The 18,686-nt window shown below is 50.4% G+C and carries 17 protein-coding genes; all 17 read right to left on the reverse strand.

Going from position 1 to position 18,686, the window contains the following annotated elements:
- Positions 1-17 precede the first annotated feature (17 nt).
- The 17 genes from ACF8K2_RS11010 to rpsA all read right to left on the reverse strand — a co-directional run bounded on the left by ACF8K2_RS11010 (position 18) and on the right by rpsA (position 18,590).
- A complete protein-coding gene (locus tag ACF8K2_RS11010) occupies positions 18-1,121 on the reverse strand; it encodes a glycoside hydrolase family 99-like domain-containing protein (RefSeq protein ID WP_392464802.1) in 1,104 nt (367 codons plus the stop codon).
- Entirely contained in the window at positions 1,114-2,508 is a 1,395-nt protein-coding gene (locus ACF8K2_RS11015) for a DUF6418 domain-containing protein (RefSeq protein ID WP_392464804.1), read from the reverse strand. The genes ACF8K2_RS11010 and ACF8K2_RS11015 overlap by 8 nt, the downstream gene beginning before the upstream one ends.
- The gene (locus ACF8K2_RS11020) at positions 2,495-3,667 is read right to left on the reverse strand and encodes a hypothetical protein (protein ID WP_392464805.1); all 1,173 of its coding nucleotides are present in this window, start codon (positions 3,665-3,667) and stop codon (positions 2,495-2,497) included. The genes ACF8K2_RS11015 and ACF8K2_RS11020 overlap by 14 nt, the downstream gene beginning before the upstream one ends.
- Positions 3,664-4,731, reverse strand: a complete 1,068-nt coding sequence (gene pseI / locus ACF8K2_RS11025) for a pseudaminic acid synthase (RefSeq protein WP_392464806.1) — start codon at positions 4,729-4,731, stop codon at positions 3,664-3,666. Before pseI ends, ACF8K2_RS11020 begins: the two co-directional genes overlap by 4 nt.
- Complete coding sequence (gene pseH, locus ACF8K2_RS11030) at positions 4,724-5,260, reverse strand: UDP-4-amino-4,6-dideoxy-N-acetyl-beta-L-altrosamine N-acetyltransferase (protein WP_392464808.1); 537 nt, start codon at positions 5,258-5,260, stop codon at positions 4,724-4,726. The genes pseI and pseH overlap by 8 nt, the downstream gene beginning before the upstream one ends.
- Entirely contained in the window at positions 5,253-6,359 is a 1,107-nt protein-coding gene (gene pseG, locus ACF8K2_RS11035) for a UDP-2,4-diacetamido-2,4,6-trideoxy-beta-L-altropyranose hydrolase (protein WP_392464809.1), read from the reverse strand. Before pseG ends, pseH begins: the two co-directional genes overlap by 8 nt.
- An 11-nt stretch (positions 6,360-6,370) precedes the next feature.
- Positions 6,371-7,066, reverse strand: coding sequence for a pseudaminic acid cytidylyltransferase (gene pseF / locus ACF8K2_RS11040; protein ID WP_392464810.1), 696 nt, complete (start codon positions 7,064-7,066; stop codon positions 6,371-6,373).
- A complete protein-coding gene (gene pseC, locus ACF8K2_RS11045) occupies positions 7,063-8,223 on the reverse strand; it encodes a UDP-4-amino-4,6-dideoxy-N-acetyl-beta-L-altrosamine transaminase (RefSeq protein WP_392464812.1) in 1,161 nt (386 codons plus the stop codon). Before pseC ends, pseF begins: the two co-directional genes overlap by 4 nt.
- Before the next feature lie 3 nt (positions 8,224-8,226).
- The gene (gene pseB / locus ACF8K2_RS11050; RefSeq protein WP_392464813.1) at positions 8,227-9,225 is read right to left on the reverse strand and encodes a UDP-N-acetylglucosamine 4,6-dehydratase (inverting); all 999 of its coding nucleotides are present in this window, start codon (positions 9,223-9,225) and stop codon (positions 8,227-8,229) included.
- 36 nt (positions 9,226-9,261) lie between these two features.
- On the reverse strand, positions 9,262-10,512 hold the full coding sequence (locus ACF8K2_RS11055) for a lipopolysaccharide biosynthesis protein (protein WP_392464815.1): 1,251 nt from the start codon (positions 10,510-10,512) through the stop codon (positions 9,262-9,264).
- A gap of 178 nt (positions 10,513-10,690) precedes the next feature.
- The gene (gene rfaH, locus ACF8K2_RS11060) at positions 10,691-11,176 is read right to left on the reverse strand and encodes a transcription/translation regulatory transformer protein RfaH (protein ID WP_392464817.1); all 486 of its coding nucleotides are present in this window, start codon (positions 11,174-11,176) and stop codon (positions 10,691-10,693) included.
- 314 nt (positions 11,177-11,490) lie between these two features.
- Positions 11,491-12,852, reverse strand: coding sequence for a Wzz/FepE/Etk N-terminal domain-containing protein (locus tag ACF8K2_RS11065; RefSeq protein ID WP_392464818.1), 1,362 nt, complete (start codon positions 12,850-12,852; stop codon positions 11,491-11,493).
- Positions 12,853-13,024: 172 nt separating this feature from the next.
- Positions 13,025-14,086, reverse strand: a complete 1,062-nt coding sequence (locus ACF8K2_RS11070; protein WP_392464820.1) for an LPS O-antigen chain length determinant protein WzzB — start codon at positions 14,084-14,086, stop codon at positions 13,025-13,027.
- A gap of 217 nt (positions 14,087-14,303) precedes the next feature.
- Positions 14,304-15,743 carry an MBL fold metallo-hydrolase RNA specificity domain-containing protein gene (locus tag ACF8K2_RS11075; RefSeq protein WP_392464822.1) on the reverse strand — a complete coding sequence of 480 codons (1,440 nt, stop codon included), beginning with the start codon at positions 15,741-15,743 and terminating at the stop codon, positions 14,304-14,306.
- Positions 15,744-15,847: 104 nt separating this feature from the next.
- Complete coding sequence (locus ACF8K2_RS11080) at positions 15,848-16,111, reverse strand: lipopolysaccharide assembly protein LapA domain-containing protein (RefSeq protein ID WP_186554762.1); 264 nt, start codon at positions 16,109-16,111, stop codon at positions 15,848-15,850.
- A 19-nt stretch (positions 16,112-16,130) separates the two neighbouring features.
- Positions 16,131-16,430, reverse strand: coding sequence for an integration host factor subunit beta (ihfB, locus tag ACF8K2_RS11085; RefSeq protein ID WP_186554761.1), 300 nt, complete (start codon positions 16,428-16,430; stop codon positions 16,131-16,133).
- Between the two features lie 483 nt (positions 16,431-16,913).
- Positions 16,914-18,590 (reverse strand): 30S ribosomal protein S1, encoded by a 1,677-nt coding sequence (rpsA, locus tag ACF8K2_RS11090; RefSeq protein WP_186554760.1) that lies wholly within the window; start codon positions 18,588-18,590, stop codon positions 16,914-16,916.
- Between the last annotated feature and the right edge of the window lie 96 nt (positions 18,591-18,686).

An 18,686-nucleotide genomic window follows, 5' to 3' on the forward strand; every position in this document is an offset into this window, starting at 1 on the left:
GATACTGGCTAAAATAACTACAATCCGACGGTGCGTTTTGTAACCTCTAAGAAAGCTCTACCCATTTTCTTATCCGGCTCAAGATGGCATCCTTCTGCCCACTCATTCCACGCATTAATGAAAACAAAGCTCTCATCTTCGGGATATTGCGAAACGCTTTCCAAAGCATACTTAAGCCAGCGTCCATATGTTTCAGGCTCAAGATTCTGTATGACCGTAGGGGTCTTTCTCCTTGCTGTGTTATCCCAGCTAGGAAAGACGCATGGATACTTTCGATAGTCTTGCGGCCACTCTTTCTTCGTTACACCTTCAACCAATGCAGTGTAATCAATTCGGTTGACTGCAGAAACATTTGTTTTTAAATATTGATATACAGTATTAGGTAATACTTTTCTCGCCAAATCGACCGCTACTTGCGACCTTGAACTCGCGATAGGGAAGTCGCGACGATCAGGCTGAAAATCCACAATTGCGTCATAACCCTCGTTTAATATCTCTTTATCGCTCAGCTCTACAAACCCGTTTTTAACGGCACAAATGTATAACCCGGGGAAACCTGCCGACTCAGCTTTACTATTCCACTCAGCAAAATAGCTACTCGCATTAGGAATGTGGTCCGGTCTATAAACCAAAAATAACGGCCTTCCATTGATTTTGATATATCGGTTGTCTGAGAAATACTCTAGCAAACAGGTAATATGGGCATCAGAATCCTCTGCCGTATAATCTTGACTCATCAGGACCTGCCTATCTAGACCGTCCCAAGCCCTGGTCCAGTTTTCATTAGCCCAGCAGATACAAAATGGAAGCGTAGGACTGTTGCTCTTGAGAACTTCAAACAAAGGCCGCTCAAGTAGTCGGCGCCCGTTAAACCAATAATGATAATAGCAAAACCCGTCTACGCCATATTCAGCTGCCAGCGAGGCTTGTTTCTGTCGGGTCTCAGCAACACGCAGATCATAGAAACCTAGATCGGCCGGAATATGAGGTTGATAATGCCCATCAAACCTCGGCCGAGCTGGAGCGACGTTATTCCACTCCGTGAATCCTTCGCCCCACCACTCATTATTTTCTGGTATGGGGTGGTACTGCGGAAGATAAAATGCCAGAACCTTAGGCAAAGCGGACTCCTTTCTTAGAAACATAGAATGAAAACATCAAAATCATAAAATAAAAAATAAACTTTCCATCGAACAGTAGATTCACTACACCCATATTGAGCGCGTGCGTCAACACCAAAAGCGATTTCACTCCAGCAAAAATTCCGATCAAATTGTACTGAGCTATTACACATGTGAGTAAGTAAGCTACGCAAGCAATTAAAAAGCCGGCCACACCACATAAAAACAAAGCAGTGCCGTACCCCACGGAGTAGATAAGTATTGCTGGGAACCCCATCGTAAAGGTAATTCCCCTCGCTAAATAGGATTTGAAAATACCCTCAGGCGCGATCTGCTCCATCAAGTAATACACCCCATTTATTTCCCCATCACTACCCACTAAAGGAGCCATGCCCACAGGCTCTTTACCGGAGATCATAATTGAGTCGATCCCCCACCAGGTATGGCCTTGCAGAGAGAAAACCCTACTGACGATCGAGTCGACAACACCACCTTGTACGGCGTGAATTGACGAATAATGGAAATAGATTAATCCAAACAACAGTGCGACTATCACCCCAAAAACCAGGATTTGATAAAAGCCGACCTTGAAACGTCCTTTCATATTGACCAGAGAGGCTATATACATTCCACAAATATAGTACAAAACCACCAAAAATATCCCGGTGAACTTCTCACCATATAAACCATTCAAAACACAAAACGTGAAAACCGCCAGCAGCACGCCACTTTTCTTTCTAGGGCGGTAGATCTGTACAACTCCGAGCAAAAATGAAAACTGGAAGCCGTACTGCAATAAGGAGTGAACAACAGGGTAAGGGTGTTCCGCCCAGTATTCAAAGCGCTGAATCCCCGCAAGCAATGGACTACCAAACACGAGCAGTGCTGCCAGTAAGACGAGAATAAATAGCCAGACCACAGCAAACAAAAGCACTTCATAAATTCCGCTTTGTTTGCGACCATCTGAACTGAATCTTGATAGCCGTGCGAGCGAAACATAAACCATATAAGCGACGAAAAACACCACATACATGTAACCAACTAGACGAATGGTCCCACCGGTAGGATACGAATAAGCCTCCTGTTCAGAGATATAGGCTCCACCTTCTAAATAGTAGGATGAGACGATTGCTAAAAAATGGAACATACTAAAAGGCAGCATTATCCAAAATAATTTCTGCTCTCTAAAATAAATCGACAGAATCAGCAAAAAATACGCAACCATACCCACGCCCCCCGAGAACCTCCAGGACGCAGCATCTATAAACCCTACAGCGACAGCTAGCGAAACAAGAACCATGGAACTGATGAGCAAAAGTACAAATACTTTCCCGCCATAAAGACTCAAGCCGAGGCGAACTTTAACTTTCGAGCTATTTGACTCCATAAATCACTGCCCTAAAATTCTCCAAGAAGTCGCCACCCCCTCCCATCGCAACAGCAACTGGTTCCGACGTGAGAATTTTTTCAAGAACCTCTACTTTCAACAAGTTATCGCTTCGCAGCGTATAGCAATAACCTAGCTCCGAAAAATTATCGCACTTGAAACAATCGTCATATACCTGAATACTGACGCGCCCTGAACGCCCACACTCTATCAACGCAGTTGAGGTCATAGAAAAGAAAACATCGAACTCCTCAATAGCCGCTTCCATCCCATTAAAAAATAGATGGTTTATATCTTTCAAATAGGGGGCACCGATCTCCCATGGATGGGGCTTATACACACATACCACGCCAAGCTTTTCTAAGCCCGCTATTAAACGGCTAACCAACTCAAGATATTTCGCACTTACCTCTCCACCGTACTTATACCAAGGCTGTCCCAAAAAACAAATTTTACGTCCCTGAAATCCTAGCGTAAGCGATCGAGAGGGTGTGTAGGCGCGCTTATAAAATCCACTGACATGAAGTTTGCTGAACTGAATTCCTGCCTCCAAAAAAACTGCTCTCTGTATGTCGTCGTAGACGAAGACGCCATCTGAATATGCGCCATCAAGCAGATAATGAGGTGAGCTCTTTTGAAAAAGACCGTGCTGAATGCAGTACGATTTAATACCCGCCATCCTCGCTGAGTGAATTAATAGTCGTTGCATCGGCAGCGAATCATTATCCACGACCAATGCTGCACCATCTACTGCGAGTCCACCCAGTACATCACACAGCTCTTTCCCATCATCTTCGAAATCGCTTTGATTTAGTTCCCCCAACATCCCTTTCTTTAACTTGGCCCAGTAGCTCATGCATGGAACAAACTTAATGCCATTCAAGACGCAAAATCTCAGCTGCTTGGGGCCACCCACCACACAAATTTCAGATTTATCCATGCCAAGGATAACTTCGTGGTATTTATCCCCCCAAAAAAAACACTTCACTGTATTCTTTCTGGGACGCAGGAAGAGCCCTCCGACAAGAACCAACGCTCTCATCAGCACGTTCGACCAACGCGAATTTTTGTCATACATAGTGATAATTGAACCGAGAAATTCTCTATCCGATTTATTTCTCACAAAAACATAAGTGAAAATTTCTTGCTTCGAGGTCATTTGCTGTTGCCGTCTTCGAAATCACTAAATCTCACTGGAGTGCAGCTAAGTACGTCATTTTTTAGAGTTCGACCCACTATCGAATCATAGAATTTTGGAGGCAGCCCAAAGCCCGGCCGGACACTGCGCACGGCATCAGGAAGCACAGTCTCTCCCTTCTTTTGGTCTTTTACAAAGTACAATGACCGCCTAAATTGAATGTTCCCCTGCTCGCTAGACTTTCGACCATAATCAACTCTGCCCTTCGCTGCCCAAGCAGTTTTACTATCTCGACACAGTGCTTCTAATTCGAACGGCTCAAGAGAGAAGCTATCATCAGGCCCGCCGCCAGCTCTATCAAGGGTGAAATGCTTTTCAATGATAGAGGCTCCCAAGGCAACGCTGGTTATAGCAGTAGTGTTGTCCAGTGTGTGATCCGATAACCCCGTCACTAAGCCGAATCGTTGCATCATGTCCGGAATGGTCAATAAGTTATAGTCGGCCGCTGGCGCAGGGTAACCGCTCACACAGTGCAACAAAGCCAGTTCCTTACACCCCCCTTCTCGCGCAGCTTCAACGGCTTCCTGAATTTCTTCAGCATCCGCCATGCCGGTTGAAATGATCATTGGCTTCCCCGTACTGGCAACATATTTGATCAGCGGCAGGTCAACTGCTTCAAACGAGGCAATCTTATACGCAGGAGCGTTCAATCCTTCGAGTAAATCGACAGCAGTTTTATCGAACGGTGAACTGAAGATTGTGAGTCCCAATTTATGTGCATAGTCGAAAAGCGGCTTATGCCATTCCCATGGCATATGTGCCTCTTGATAGAGTTCGTACAAGCTTCGTCCATCCCACAGGCCACCGCGAATACAAAAATCTTCAGCGTCGCTGTTCAATGTGATTGTGTCTGGCTTATACGTCTGAAGCTTAATTGCATCAGCACCACACGCCTTAGCCGACTCAATGATTTTGAGCGCAGTCTCGAACTTGCCATTATGATTCGCTGAAAGCTCCGCAATGACGTATGGCGCATCTTCCTCACTTATTCTTCTACCGGCAATGCTAATACTTGGGCTAGTCATGTTCGCTGCTCTCATTGATTCTACGCCATTCGTGCGACAGCAAGCCGAAGCACACTACACTGTGATACATAGCACCGTCATAGTACTGATCTCGTAGAGTACCCTCCTGCTGAAAGCCCATAGTCTGATGAAATTTAATTGAACGATCATTGAATACAATCGCCTGCCCACAGAGCTTATGCATTCCCAGCGTGAAAAATGCATAGTCGATTGCGGCTGTACCTAATTTTTTTCCGGTGCCTTTGGGTGATGTGGGTGCGAGATAAAATCCCCAATCTGCAACACCATGGTTAGTCTCGCTGATATTAATAAAGCCCTGCGGCACTTGGTCAGCTTCAAATATCAATAAATGCTTACGGGAGTCGCCCGATGCCCGACAGAACCAGCGCGTATGCTCTTCCAAACTAATCTCATGTTGGGTATACATAAAGCGCCTAATGTCTGGATGATTACGCCACTCCAACACTAGTTCTAAATCATTTATCGTCATGACTCTGACGCTGTAGGCTATTGCAATATCATCAGCCATTGAGATGTCCTATATAGTCCACAATGGCTGTAGAGCCACCTCCATCACAAAGCTTGCTCGCCGCTTCACTCATACACTTGAGCTTACTTTTCAAACCTGCAAGCTTTATGAGTTGCTCGAGATTATTTTCAATATCATTAACGTCCCCTACCAATAGTGCGGCACCGGCGTCTTGAAGTGCGGAGGCACCCGCAAGTTGATTCTGAGCCAATGTGACCATTAATGTCGGCAAGCCCAAACAACACCGTTCCCAGGATGTACTTCCTGCTGCACCGATAGCAAGGTCACTCAACGCCATCCTTTTTGCCATATCATCAACGCTAACGACAACCTCAGTGACCCACGGCATCGACGCAGCTTTCATTTTCACGTCCGCCAACCATGGTGCAGTTGCCCCCATGATGACAGATATTTGACAATCTGATGACAGTGCAGATTTTTTTAGTACGTCAAGCACACGCCCCGTTGCATTCGGGAGATCCACCCCGCCCATACTAATAAGAATCTTCTTGAGCTCCGGAACGGTTCTGCGAGTTAAACTAGCTTCTCTCCATTGTGCAAATTCAGGACGTAGTAAGGCATAATTTGACCCTGAAAAGACCTGACAATGTTGAGGCACAAGGCTCAGATAGTCTTCCTTACAACGTCCGAGGTTTTGGTCTAGTAGAAAATCACATCGATGAGAGCGATCGGCCAAATCATCTATAACTAATAATTGTGAGTAACTATCGGCCAACTGTTGTTCCCAACATGAATCCAGGCTGTAATGGTCAACGATCAACCAATCCGCCGAGCCTGGTTCGATGATCCTCTGACATTCTTCGGCATCTTGCTGCCAAGGAACTCCTAACCAATCCGCATGCATTGGCAAGTAATCCACCTTGCAGTGTCGCGTACCTCTGTAGGTATCAGGAGCAGCAAGTTCGTGAACTCGGAAACCCTTATCTTGGATATGTTTAATTAAATTTCCCGGATGTGCACGGCAGATAAACTGACATTGCGCCCCTTTAGCTTTTAAAGCGTCAGCTAACGTTAGGCAACGCATAACATGGCCACTTCCAATTAGAAGTGATGCATCGACACGGAACGTCACTTTCATTCGGAAAGCCATCACAGAGTAGCTGATTGCATCGCGGTGAACATAAGCTCAGCACGCACCCAATCTTCCATAGTGTCAATATCCTGTACCCGATGCCTAGGTAGTACAACTGCAGTCGCTTTCGGCCCAAAGATCATTTTGCCATGCAACCATGCAGCCGCCGTCCCCCAATAGAACTGCCCGGCATCATGATAGGCCTGCTCTAAATCCTGTGAGCGTTTACTGAAGTTTCCCGGCTCGAACATTTCAATGCCGCTAGTCTCTGTGATTCGAATAGCTCGCTGAATTGGAAACGGATAGCTGGTTACAGAAAACGCGTAATCTGCAGAAAATTGATGCAGAGACTCCAGCCCTTTGCGCAAGTCTTCAACCTCAATAAAAGGTGCAGTCGCATAAATACAACAGACGTCAACTACTGGGCTTCCCTGAGCAATGCACCAGTTTGTTGCGTGCGCAATGACCGGGATAGTCCCTGTATAATCATCAGACAACTCAGCCGGCCGCATGAAAGGCACCTGCGCTCCGTACTTTAGGGCGACTTCGGCAATCTCTTCATCGTCAGTGGAAACAAGAATTTGATCAAAGCACCGACTTTTTAATGCCGCCTCGATCGACCATGCAATCATCGGTTTGCCACAAAACTCCTTGATATTTTTTCGTGGAATCCGCTTACTTCCACCACGCGCCGGAATTACCGCAAGTCTCATATCCGCAATGCCTTAGAGAGCGCAGCAACCACTGTATCCTGCTCATCCTCACTCAGGGTCTGGAACATTGGGAGACTAATAGCCTCTTTATAGTATTGCTGCGACTGCGGAAAATCTTCTGGTTGGAAGCCCATACGGCTGTAGTAAGGCTGTGTATGGACCGGAATATAATGAAGATTCACACCGATCCCATCGTCACGCATTGATTCAAATACCTGGCGGTGCGATTGGTCCAGTTTGTCCAGCTGTAAGCGAATAACGTAAAGGTGCAAACCTGAATAGCTGTCTGGATGCTGCCAAGGTGTGGTGACAGGCAGCGCTGCAAGTAACGCGTTGTAACGTACCGCAAGTTCATGTCGCCGAGCAATATATTGGTCCAATCGGCCCATTTGGCTTACGCCTAGTGCGGCCTGCAGCTCAGTCATGCGGTAATTAAAACCAAGGTCTATCTGTTGGTAATACCACGGACCGTCCGATCCATGGGTCATCAACTGGGAATCACGGGTAATGCCATGGCTGCGCAGTAAAGCCATCTTACCGGCCAGCTCAGCGCTATTAGTCAACGCCATGCCACCCTCTGCAGTTGTGATTATCTTTACAGGGTGAAAACTAAATACAGTAATATCGCTGTATTTACAGTTGCCGATAAATTCGTCTTTATATTTACCGCCAATGGCGTGAGAGGCATCTTCAATTACCTTGAAGCCATAACGTTGAGACAGTGCGTGGATCGCCTGCATATCGCAGGGTTGCCCACATAAGTGTACCGGCACAACAATTTTCGGCAGCGTGCCTTCTCTCTCTGCCTGTTCAAGCTTACGTGCGAGAGCTTGAGGGCAAAGATTGTAGGTTCGAGGGTCAATATCGACAAAGTCGACTTGTGCACCGCAGTACAACCCGCAGTTTGCGGACGCTACAAATGTGACCGGGGTTGTCCATAGACGGTCGCCAGGACCAAGCCCTAAAGCGAGACAAGCGATATGGAGCGCAGAAGTTGCGCTGTTCACTGCAAGCGCATGACCGGCTCCTACGTGTTCTGCAACTTCTCGCTCGAACTTTGGAACCATAGGTCCCTGCGTAAGGAAGTCGGACTTCAATACCCCGATAACGGCATCGATGTCGGCTTGAGTAATATCTTGGCGACCGTATGGAATCATGAATCAAATGCTCCCGATTTTTTCTTGGTTGAGGGTGATCCAGCTTTGCAGATCTTCATCACTCATCCACTCGGTATTGTTGTCGCTAGAGTATACAAACCCTTCTGGCACCTTCTTACCATCCTTAATGCGCGAAGGACAGGTGGACCAATCGTTGATGACTGGCAAAATTTTAAAGTGCTCCGGATACTCATATGTATAATATGCGTCTTCTGCACTAATCATCTGCTCGTGCAGTTTCTCACCCGGACGAATACCTACGACTTTCTGTGTAGCATTCGGGGCGACGACGCGGGCCAGATCGGTTACTTTCATCGACGGGATCTTCTTCACGTAGATTTCACCGCCTTCCATGTCTTCAAACGCGTGCCAGACTAGCTCAACACCCTCTTCCAAGGAGATCATGAATCGGGTCATGCGATCGTCCGTGATCGGTAGCTCACCCTTATCTTTTATCGACATGAAGAATGGGATGACCGAACCACGAGATCCCATGACATTGCCGTACCGTACGACTGCCATGCGAGTGTCGTGCCCGCCAGCGTAGGAGTTACCAGCAACGAATAACTTGTCTGATGCCAGTTTGGTGGCACCATACAGGTTGATCGGGCTGCTGGCTTTGTCGGTAGAAAGAGCGACCACGCGCTTAACGCCTTTATCAATGCACGCATCAATAAGGTTCATTGCACCATTAATATTGGTTTTAATACATTCGAACGGATTATATTCTGCTGTCGGTACGATTTTGGTCGCCGCCGCATGAACAACATAATCTACACCATCGAGTGCGCGATAGAGACGGTCCTTGTCACGGACATCACCAATGAAAAAACGTACACGTGAATCGCCTTCAAATTTTTTGGCCATATCCCATTGCTTCATCTCGTCACGCGAAAAGATAATTATCTTTTTCGGGTTGTATTTGGCGAGAGTCATAGGCACAAAGGTATTACCAAAGGAGCCGGTGCCGCCAGTGATGAGAATGGTTTTATCTGTGAACATGACGCGTCCCTTGTAGACTACCTGATCAAATCAGGATTAGAAAATACGATACTGTGCTGCCGTGATCCGGAAATAGCTCCAAGACTTCCAGCACAGAATTGAAAGAAAGCTCGCACACAAACCTAAAGGAACCGCGAACTGCTCCCAGTAATGCGCAATTATCCAAGTTGCAGCAATGAAGACCGCCAGACTTGCAATATGACTATAGATAATTGGTCTATCTTGACCCTGAGCATATAATGCGAAGTGCGGAATCATACCAAGGGCGTACAGTATCGTAGCCAGAAGAAGCCAGGGAAAAATCTCCAATTGAGCAAGATAGATCGGCTTATCAAGCCACGACAATAACGGTGTGATACTCACGACAGCAATTATACAAAAGCAACATGAAAGACTGACTGTTTGAACAAGCAGCTTTTGGACACCTTGTCGGTAAGCTCGCGCATCTTGCCGCTGAAAACTACTTACTAGTCCTGGATAAATAAAGGCGAACACCCCAGCATCTAGAAATGACAACAGAGCCGAACATATCCCCATAAAGAGGACGTATGCACCTAAAACCTCAAGGCCGACTAAGCTCTGCATCCAGTAACGATCAAGTGTGAAAACTCCGCGAATGGCCAGTGTTGCAACCAGGAGAGCAAAGGCAACTTTCAACCCTTTAAAAATCCAACTCCAATCTACCCTTGCCTTCCATCCTGACAAGCGCATGCGCTTGAGCCGGTAGATACCCAAAACCAATGCTGACGCGCTACCCAGCGTCCAAGCGGCCAAAACGAAGTTCAAAGTACGCGTATTTAAATCTATGAACATTACCGCTGTTGCTATAACCGCCCACACACCTGAACGCAAAAACAAAAGTACGCTTGCAGACATTTGATCTGAGACAGCGACTAGCAACCGCCCCAATTCCTGAGTTAGGTGTTCAAGCACCAGTAGAGTAAAAAACCACCCGGCGACGTGGAGCGGTAGCAACCCCTTCATAAAGACGAGACTAAGCAGCGGTAAAAAAATTGCGTATAACGCAAGCGTAAGCGCAGCTTGAGACTTTAGATAAGCGCCCCACTTACCCCGCTCACACTTAAGTAGCTCTCGCGTGGTATAAGTATAAAAGTCAAAACCCAACAAGTACAACGAATAACCGATTGTAGCTGCCAATAGCCCATAGAGTCCTAGATCCGTGGGATCGAGGAAGCGGGCCAGAAAAAAAATCAGCAAAAATTTACTGGCCAGTGTCATTCCACGAAGTGCAATGTTTAAAAACTGTGAATAATGACGTGAGTGCATTGAGCTTAATCGATTCATTATGAAACTGCAGCGCAGTAACCGCTTAAGGAGGACCTTCGAACCAGATAACAAGTTGGCTCTAGGCACGCTACCGCCCCAGGATTGACCGTTCATTTCCTGAAAACGCTATATCTAAATTTTCACCCTAGTCCAGCTTCAAGAGCAACCAGGTACTGCTTCAGTGCGCGGTAATGTCGGCCAATGCCACACTGATCTGTTGTTGGCGGCTGAGCAATCGAATCAGCAAATGGGCCCGATCCTCGCCATCCATCTCTACAAAAACCGCGTCGAATGCTGCAAAGCTACCATTGGTGATCCGTACATTATCGCCCACCTTGTAACGGGTTGTTATCTCAATTTCAGCCCGATGCCGAAGGTGCGCCACAAGCTCAGCGCTCACAGGTAACGGTTGGCCACCGAAGCTGACTACATGGCTGACTCCTCGGGTAGAACGTAGCGGGGCCCAGTTGGATTCATCGGTCATCTGGATGAAGAGGTAACCTGGAAACAAGGGTTCAAGCTTAACCTGAAGCTTCCCGCGTTCAAGCCGTTCGCGCCTGCATCTGAGCAGAGCACACTCATACCCCTGGCGTTTCAGGTTCTCTTCGGCTCGCTGATCCTGCCTTGGCTTGCACTGTACCAAGAACCAACCTTGCCGATTCATCCAGTAATTACTTTAGATCGAACGCCATTCATGGACATGCACCCATTTGTCGATTGGCCCGTCCTGTAGGCCTCTCGTCCAAACCCTATATTTATTCGCATGCGACAAGCTCCAAGCTGCCACCATCAATAGCACCACTTTATCCTTTGCCCAGGACCTCGCTATACCGTTCTCCACTGAAAGAGAAACGCATCAGCTAATGTAGCCTACGCCCACGTACACAGCCTTCCTCCCTTATGGAAGCCTGGATGCCTTCCTCAAGCCCCTGCCCTCCGCACACTCTTTCTCGTGGACGGCGATCCCAAGGCACCAGCCTAAGCATCAACCGCCTTTCCCGCCAGTAGTGGCGAACTGATCTCAGTCCGAATATTTTTTTTCAACGGAGTAAGCGCCATGTGCACCCGCTCGAGCGGGCGCCTGATGAAAGTGAAACGTAGCAACGCCACCAGGAGCCCAATAAATGTTCCAAAAATCAAGCCCCCCATTACTATCAGTATTTTCTGCGGCCTGACGGGGCTCATCGGCTCAACAGCCTGACGATCAACGCGGACCAGTTGTAAGTTGCTCATGTCTGTTTTGATTGCGCCGAGACGAGCGCGCTCAGCCCGTAACACCTCGATACCTTTGAGAAACAACTCATCATTCTCACGATCACGTAAGACCTGAATATTACGATTGATTTCCAGTAGCACCTGCTCCTTGCGGATTTCTGCCACTCGCGGATCAGTGAAATCGTCAGAAGTGCGGTTGCGGAGTGCCTGCCGCTCTGCCTCCAATGCATCTGTACCCATGAAGTACAGCGGGATCTTCTGGTTGATGACTTCCGTACGCATCACATTACCTGCCGATTCAGTTCCGATCTGCCCGAGACTGGATGGAGTCGAAGGGCGCTTCAGACCCAGCGAACGTGCGATAACAATGGCTTCGCCAAGTTGAGCAATGCGACTCTCCCGCCGCATCTTCAACTGCATGCGCAATGCTCGCAATTCATCACTCAGCTTTGCACGCTTGAGCGTGTCTCCTTCAAGCAGCTCAGCAATTCGAGCATCTTTATTGGCAGCGTAATCAATACGCGCTGTCTCAAGCTGTGTATCAAGCTCTCTAAGTCTGTTCTGAACAATGACCTCTAAATCCCTGGAGATCTGTTGCCTTTCGTTCTCGATAGCATATTGTGTGAGACTATTGAGCACGGACTTACCATCCAGACCTTCTGTATAAAGCATCTCGATACCGATATAAGCTTTCAGAGCGGTCGTTTTTTTAGGATCAGGTAGAATAAGTTTAAGCGCTTTGGAATTGAACTCCTCGAACGCTTGCTCAACTGTTCGCCCCCCCTTCATAAAGGCGGCCTGTAATGCCGTATCGGAGCGGAAATAACCAAGACGTGTATCGTACGAATCTAGAGCCGAACCGACTCGATTGAGCGCATCAAGCGGGGGCAACTCATAGACCTTTGTACGATTCAGTTCGTCGAGATCATTTAGCGCGGCAGGGAGCAAGACGGTACTAACCTGATACTCAGGTGAGACATTGAACACATAGGCTACCGCAACCAGCGCACATGAGCCTGCGAAAATACCGATCAATCGCTTCTGCTGCCAAATCGACTTCAGCATCGCAGGGAAGTCCACATCATCATGCGGATCAACTTGGGGGGGCGGCGTAATACTGGTCACGGTTTAGCCTGTCTCTGATGGAAATAGCCTCAACAAGACAGGAGCAGTCAAATCGCATTCTTCGCACAAATAGCCCAATCAGCTAGATGAACCCTCCCTGTCCAGCGTGGACGAATAGCCATTATTGTGACAGCTAGAGCCTGGAGACACCAGCAGAACACACCGGCCCTGGTCAGGGCTCTCGCATTCTCCGAGCACTGATTCCTGCTGTGAGATAGCGCAGCAGGGCCAGCATCACCCCAAGAGCAACGCCGAGCACCACACCCATCGCAACGATTATCATTTTTTTCGGTTTCACAGGCTTATCTGGCGACTCTATAGCGCCATCCTGACGGTACACCTGAATCACGCCGGGTTCGACCTTCAACGCCCGATAGAACGCGAGGGCTTCCTGGCGCTGGCGCAGGTTTGCAACGAATGGATCATCAGAGGTCCGATTACGCAAATTTGCGATCTCAGCCTCCAGCGCCTTGGTGCCGCGCATATAGGTCAGCGAACCACCCATTCCCGCCGAAACCTCACTAGAAAGAGTGTTGGAAATGATTGGTGGTTTTTCAAGACCAATCGACCGAGCCACAATTAGCGCCTCTGACAGCTTGGCAATCTGGTCTTCCCGCTGCTTACGCGCACTTTCACGCGTTGACTCGATTTGCTGTTCAAGGTTGTTAGCTTTGATCGTAGCGTCAGCCTTTACATCCTTCGAAATCTCGCTGATACCGCGCTGTCCCGCCATCTCGACATAACGCACAACCCACTCAGCCGCCTGCTGCGGATCAGCCAAGGTCGCCTTCACAAAATAACGGTTTGGCGTATCCTTAGCGGCCACGCCAAGCGACAAAACATCCTGGAAACGTGCATACAACACGTCCTGCGAACCTACCCGCTCCTCTGACGTCAAGCTCGGCAGGTAAACACTACGGAAAAACTCCCTACGCAGCGATTCCGATTGCAGATGCCGCAGGTAGATCTCGTACACATCCTTGACCCCCAGCATCGAAAGCCCAGAGTCACCGCCGCGCCCATAATTCAGCTGAGCCACATCATTCTGCGAAGGCGGCTGAACGAAGACCTTGGCTTCATAGATCGGTGTAGCAAGCAGCGCGTAAGCCACGGCTGCCGCGGTCACGATGACCGTCGTTAAAATGATCAGTACCTTCTGCTTCCACAACCCCTCAACCAGCTCGAACAGATCAATCTCATCATCACCATTGCGGCGCTCAGGTTCATTGCGCATTTATTCTAATTTTCCTTGGGTCCGTCTGGTTACGTACATTCCTGAACAGGCCCGACTGAGCCACTCCGTGGCGTGTCGCCTGCCCTGATGAAGCGTAGCGGCAATTTGCCAATATGCTCGCCACTCTTCACTCCAAAAGCGTTAATCAGTAATAGAGAGGACCTCTCGCAGGAAAGTTCCTCCTTTTTCGACTAACCCTCGCCACTCCGCCAGCCGGTCATGGCGGAACTGTGACACTTACCTCATTTCCAAGCTGCGCAAACCTGTGCGCTAGAGCCTTCGCCAACACGCTCTTGCTTTCGCGCTCTCCGTGTACTAACACGACCTGCTTCGCCGCGCTGGCGCGACCCAATGCGAATCTGATCAACCCTTGTTGATCTGCATGCGCTGAGTAGCCGCCCAGTGTCATAACCTTGGCATGAATTTCAATTCTTTCACCATCCAGCTCAACCCAAGCATATTCGCTCCCCACTGCACTACCCTGTATCACCGCCCCAGGCGTCCCCCTCCCCTGATACCCGACGAAAATCACCTCATGCCGCGAATCTCCAAGCATCGCCTTGAGGTAATTGACGATCCGCCCACCCGAGCACATGCCGTTGCCGGTAATGACAATCGCCGGCCGCCCCGTGCTTTTGAGGTAATTGACCACCTGCTGATGCTTGGCATGGCCATCGATGCACAGCAGTTGCTCGAACGCCAGCGACTTGCGCCCTTCGCTCAGCCGTTGCCTGGCCTCATCGTTCCAGAACCGATGCAGCTCCCGATAGGCTTGAGTGATGCGCAGGGCCAGTGGCGAGTCGAGGATGATCGGCAGTCGCGACCAGATGAGGGCGTCATTACCCTTGATCTCGCCCCCTGCACTGAGCAAGCCTTTGCGATGCAGAATGTCTTCCAGCTCATACAGCAGTTCCTGCGTACGACCAAGACTGAACGCGGGTATGAGGATGGCGCCTTGATCGGCGAGCGCGCGATCGATCGCGGCTTCCAAGCGTTGCTGTCGCTCACTACGATCAGGGTGCAGGCGGTCGCCATAGGTGCTTTCCAGCACCAACAGGTCTGCGCGCTCAGGTGGTTGAACGGGCCGTAACAGCGGGTTGTTAGGCGCACCCAGATCGCCCGAGAACACGATACGCGTGCTGCCCACTTGACCTGCCCGCTGCACATCGCATTCGACATAAGCGGAACCGAGCAGGTGCCCAGCCCGCTGCAGGCGGATGCGACACACCAGGCCATCAGCTTCGACCAGGTTGTGCCACTGAGCAAATGACAATGGCGTAACGAGGCTTTCGAGTAACTCCAGGTATCGCGCAACGTGCCCAGGCTCGCTGCTGACGGCGAGCCTGTAGGCATCTTCCAGCACCAGGGGGAGCAGTTTTGCAGAGGGCTCGCTACACAGGATTGGGCCGCGATAGCCGGCCGCTAATAAGGCAGGGATTCGGCCGACGTGATCCAGGTGTACGTGCGTGACGATGAGGGCTTGAATACCCTCGATGGAAAACCCCAGCGGCGCTAATTCGGCGCCTGGGGCTGCATCACTACCTTGCTCGAGCCCACAATCGACCAGCAGGCTGGTATGGGGATCAAGGTGCAGCTGGTGGCAGGAGCCGGTGACGCCTCGGGTGCCACCGTGGTGCGACAGGAAAGGGTATTCCATGCGAGCGACACCTTTGCGGGCCAGAAAAATGAAGGGCGCTATTACTTCATTCTGGGCGCGGCCTGCCAATCGAAAAAATTGGCTGCACTTGTAGGAATCGCCTGTTAGTTGCCTGCCACGGCCGCCTGACGGGCTGAGGCGCGAATTTTGCGCTTGCTGCGCATCACCCCATAAGCACCGAGCAAAGGCCCGACCGCCAGGCCGACGACCAGGGCAGCCAGCACCAGTACCGCAACCGGCACCGCAGGCGCCGCCCAACCGAACAACACCAGTGAGACCGCTTGCTGATTTTCCAGCACGAAGAACAGCACCACGGCCGCCAGCAGCAGAACGAACAACGCCGCCAGGGCGCGCTTGAGATTACGCATCAGTCTGTTCCTTCCCTAATCAGGTGTGGACCTCATGCTCTTCTTCATTGACCCGGTCACGCAGCTCTTTGCCCGGTTTGAAGTGCGGCACGAACTTGCCTTCGAGGCTCACCGACTGGCCAGTCTTGGGGTTGCGCCCTACCCGGGGAGCGCGATAGTGCAGAGAGAAGCTGCCAAACCCACGGATCTCGATGCGATCGCCAGTGGCCAGGCATTGCGACATCTGCTCAAGCATGGTCTTGATGGCCAGCTCGACGTCCTTGGACGAGAGCAGCCCTTGATGGGTGACAATACGTTCGATCAGCTCCGACTTCGTCATATTTTTCCCTTCGTTATCAAGCAGCTAGATCATTGCTTAACCAGTTTGTAGCACGCTCTGGGGGATTTGAACAGGGCGGTTCTTGACTTAATAAAAAAATTCAAGATTGGTGCAGTGGGAGATGAGGGTGCGCACAGTGCTGGGGCGTGGGGTGCTCACACGGGTATGCTGGGGTTAGGGCCTCTGGGGCTGCCTCGCAGCCAAGGCAATGCCTACAGCGCGCTTAAGGCATATACAACTGCTGTAGGCGAGCCTGGCCGGCACTGGCATTAGCAGGGTCGACATCATTGCCTGATTAAGCGCTATCGCGGGGCAAGCCCGCTCCCACGCTGGAACCTGCTCCCTGCGCGGCAGCGCAGCCCGCAAGGGCTAAGTGATCTCCTAGGCGATGAGTGCCAGTCCTCGGCGGGAGAGAGGGGCTTAAAAGACGGGCAATAAAAAAGGGCGACCTAAGTCGCCCTTCTTTTACCGATCAAACAGAACTCAGTTCTGCTTGGCCATTGCTTCGCGCAGCAGCGCAGCCATGGTGGTGTCGGCAGCAGCTTCTGGAGCCGCTTTCAGGCTCTGGATAGCTTCGCGCTCTTCAGCGTCGTCTTTCGATTTGATCGACAGGCTGATAACGCGGGACTTACGGTCGACGCTGATGATCTTAGCTTCGATCTCTTCGCCTTCCTTCAGGACGTTACGGGCGTCTTCGACGCGGTCACGGCTGATTTCGGAAGCTTTCAGAGTGGCTTCGATGTCGTCGGCCAGGGTAACGATGGCGCCTTTGGCGTCAACTTCTTTGACGATACCCTTAACGATTGCACCCTTGTCGTTCACAGCAACGAAGTTGGAGAACGGATCGTCTTCCAGTTGCTTGATACCCAGGGAGATGCGCTCGCGCTCTGGATCGACCGACAGGATGACGGTTTCCAGCTCGTCGCCCTTCTTGAAACGACGTACGGCTTCTTCGCCGGTTTCGTTCCAGGAGATGTCGGACAGGTGAACCAGACCGTCGATGCCGCCGTCCAGACCAATGAAGATACCGAAGTCGGTGATCGACTTGATGGTACCGGTGATCTTGTCACCCTTGTTGAACTGGCCGGAGAAGTCTTCCCATGGATTGGACTTGCACTGCTTGATGCCCAGGGAGATACGACGACGCTCTTCGTCGATGTCCAGAACCATAACTTCCACTTCGTCGCCAACCTGAACGACTTTCGACGGGTGGATGTTTTTGTTGGTCCAGTCCATTTCGGAAACGTGTACCAGACCTTCAACGCCTTCTTCCAGCTCAGCGAAGCAGCCGTAGTCGGTCAGGTTGGTAACGCGAGCCTGTACGCGAGTACCTTCTGGGTAGCGTGCAGTGATAGCGACCCACGGATCTTCGCCCATTTGCTTCAGACCCAGGGAAACGCGGTTGCGCTCACGGTCGAACTTCAGGACGCGAACATCAACTTCATCGCCAACGTTGACGATTTCCGACGGGTGCTTGATACGCTTCCAAGCCATGTCGGTGATGTGCAGCAGGCCGTCGATACCGCCCAGGTCCACGAATGCGCCGTAGTCGGTGAGGTTCTTGACGATACCTTTGACTTGCTGGCCTTCCTGCAGGGTTTCCAGCAGGGCTTCGCGCTCGGCGCTGTTCTCGGCTTCCAGGACGCTGCGACGCGAAACAACGACGTTGTTGCGCTTCTGGTCCAGCTTGATGACCTTGAATTCCAGCTCTTTGCCTTCGAGGTGGGTGGTGTCGCGCACTGGGCGGACATCAACCAGGGAACCTGGCAGGAACGCACGGATACCGTTAACGTCGACAGTGAAGCCGCCTTTAACCTTACCGTTGATAACGCCCTTGACCACTTCTTCGGCGGCGAAAGCTGCTTCCAGAACAATCCAGCACTCGGCGCGCTTGGCTTTTTCACGGGACAGTTTGGTTTCGCCAAAGCCGTCTTCGACCGCGTCCAGCGCAACGTGAACTTCGTCACCGACCTTGATGGTCAGCTCGCCAGCTTCGTTGTAGAACTGCTCGAGCGGGATGACGCCCTCGGACTTCAGGCCAGCGTGTACGGTAACCCAGTCGCCGTCGATGTCGACAACGATACCGGTGATGATCGCACCCGGCTGAAGATTGAGGGTTTTCAGGCTTTCTTCAAAGAGTTCTGCAAAGCTTTCGCTCATTTTAATTCCTGTAGATTTGGGCGAAGGAAACGCCCCTAGCCACATTCCAGACAATGTGGGTTTCGTTATGTAAAGGAAAGCGGGCAGGACGTTGAC

This window comes from Pseudomonas sp. xss_2 (assembly GCF_043104195.1).
In the GTDB taxonomy this organism is placed as follows: Bacteria; Pseudomonadota; Gammaproteobacteria; order Pseudomonadales; family Pseudomonadaceae; genus Aquipseudomonas; species Aquipseudomonas urmiensis.

Excerpts from the sequence above, each read along its gene's own strand:
- ACF8K2_RS11055 (WP_392464815.1), bottom strand. The coding sequence starts at position 10,512 with ATGCACTCACGTCATTATTCACAGTTTTTAAACATTGCACTTCGTGGA.
- pseI (WP_392464806.1), bottom strand. The coding sequence starts at position 4,731 with ATGACTAGCCCAAGTATTAGCATTGCCGGTAGAAGAATAAGTGAGGAA.
- pseB (WP_392464813.1), bottom strand. The coding sequence starts at position 9,225 with ATGTTCACAGATAAAACCATTCTCATCACTGGCGGCACCGGCTCCTTT.
- ACF8K2_RS11070 (WP_392464820.1), bottom strand. The coding sequence starts at position 14,086 with ATGCGCAATGAACCTGAGCGCCGCAATGGTGATGATGAGATTGATCTG.
- pseF (WP_392464810.1), bottom strand. The coding sequence starts at position 7,066 with ATGAGACTTGCGGTAATTCCGGCGCGTGGTGGAAGTAAGCGGATTCCA.
- ihfB (WP_186554761.1), bottom strand. The coding sequence starts at position 16,430 with ATGACGAAGTCGGAGCTGATCGAACGTATTGTCACCCATCAAGGGCTG.
- pseC (WP_392464812.1), bottom strand. The coding sequence starts at position 8,223 with ATGATTCCATACGGTCGCCAAGATATTACTCAAGCCGACATCGATGCC.
- ACF8K2_RS11080 (WP_186554762.1), bottom strand. The coding sequence starts at position 16,111 with ATGCGTAATCTCAAGCGCGCCCTGGCGGCGTTGTTCGTTCTGCTGCTG.
- ACF8K2_RS11020 (WP_392464805.1), bottom strand. The coding sequence starts at position 3,667 with ATGACCTCGAAGCAAGAAATTTTCACTTATGTTTTTGTGAGAAATAAA.
- ACF8K2_RS11075 (WP_392464822.1), bottom strand. The coding sequence starts at position 15,743 with ATGGAATACCCTTTCCTGTCGCACCACGGTGGCACCCGAGGCGTCACC.
- ACF8K2_RS11015 (WP_392464804.1), bottom strand. The coding sequence starts at position 2,508 with ATGGAGTCAAATAGCTCGAAAGTTAAAGTTCGCCTCGGCTTGAGTCTT.
- pseG (WP_392464809.1), bottom strand. The coding sequence starts at position 6,359 with ATGAAAGTGACGTTCCGTGTCGATGCATCACTTCTAATTGGAAGTGGC.
- pseH (WP_392464808.1), bottom strand. The coding sequence starts at position 5,260 with ATGGCTGATGATATTGCAATAGCCTACAGCGTCAGAGTCATGACGATA.
- rpsA (WP_186554760.1), bottom strand. The coding sequence starts at position 18,590 with ATGAGCGAAAGCTTTGCAGAACTCTTTGAAGAAAGCCTGAAAACCCTC.
- rfaH (WP_392464817.1), bottom strand. The coding sequence starts at position 11,176 with ATGAATCGGCAAGGTTGGTTCTTGGTACAGTGCAAGCCAAGGCAGGAT.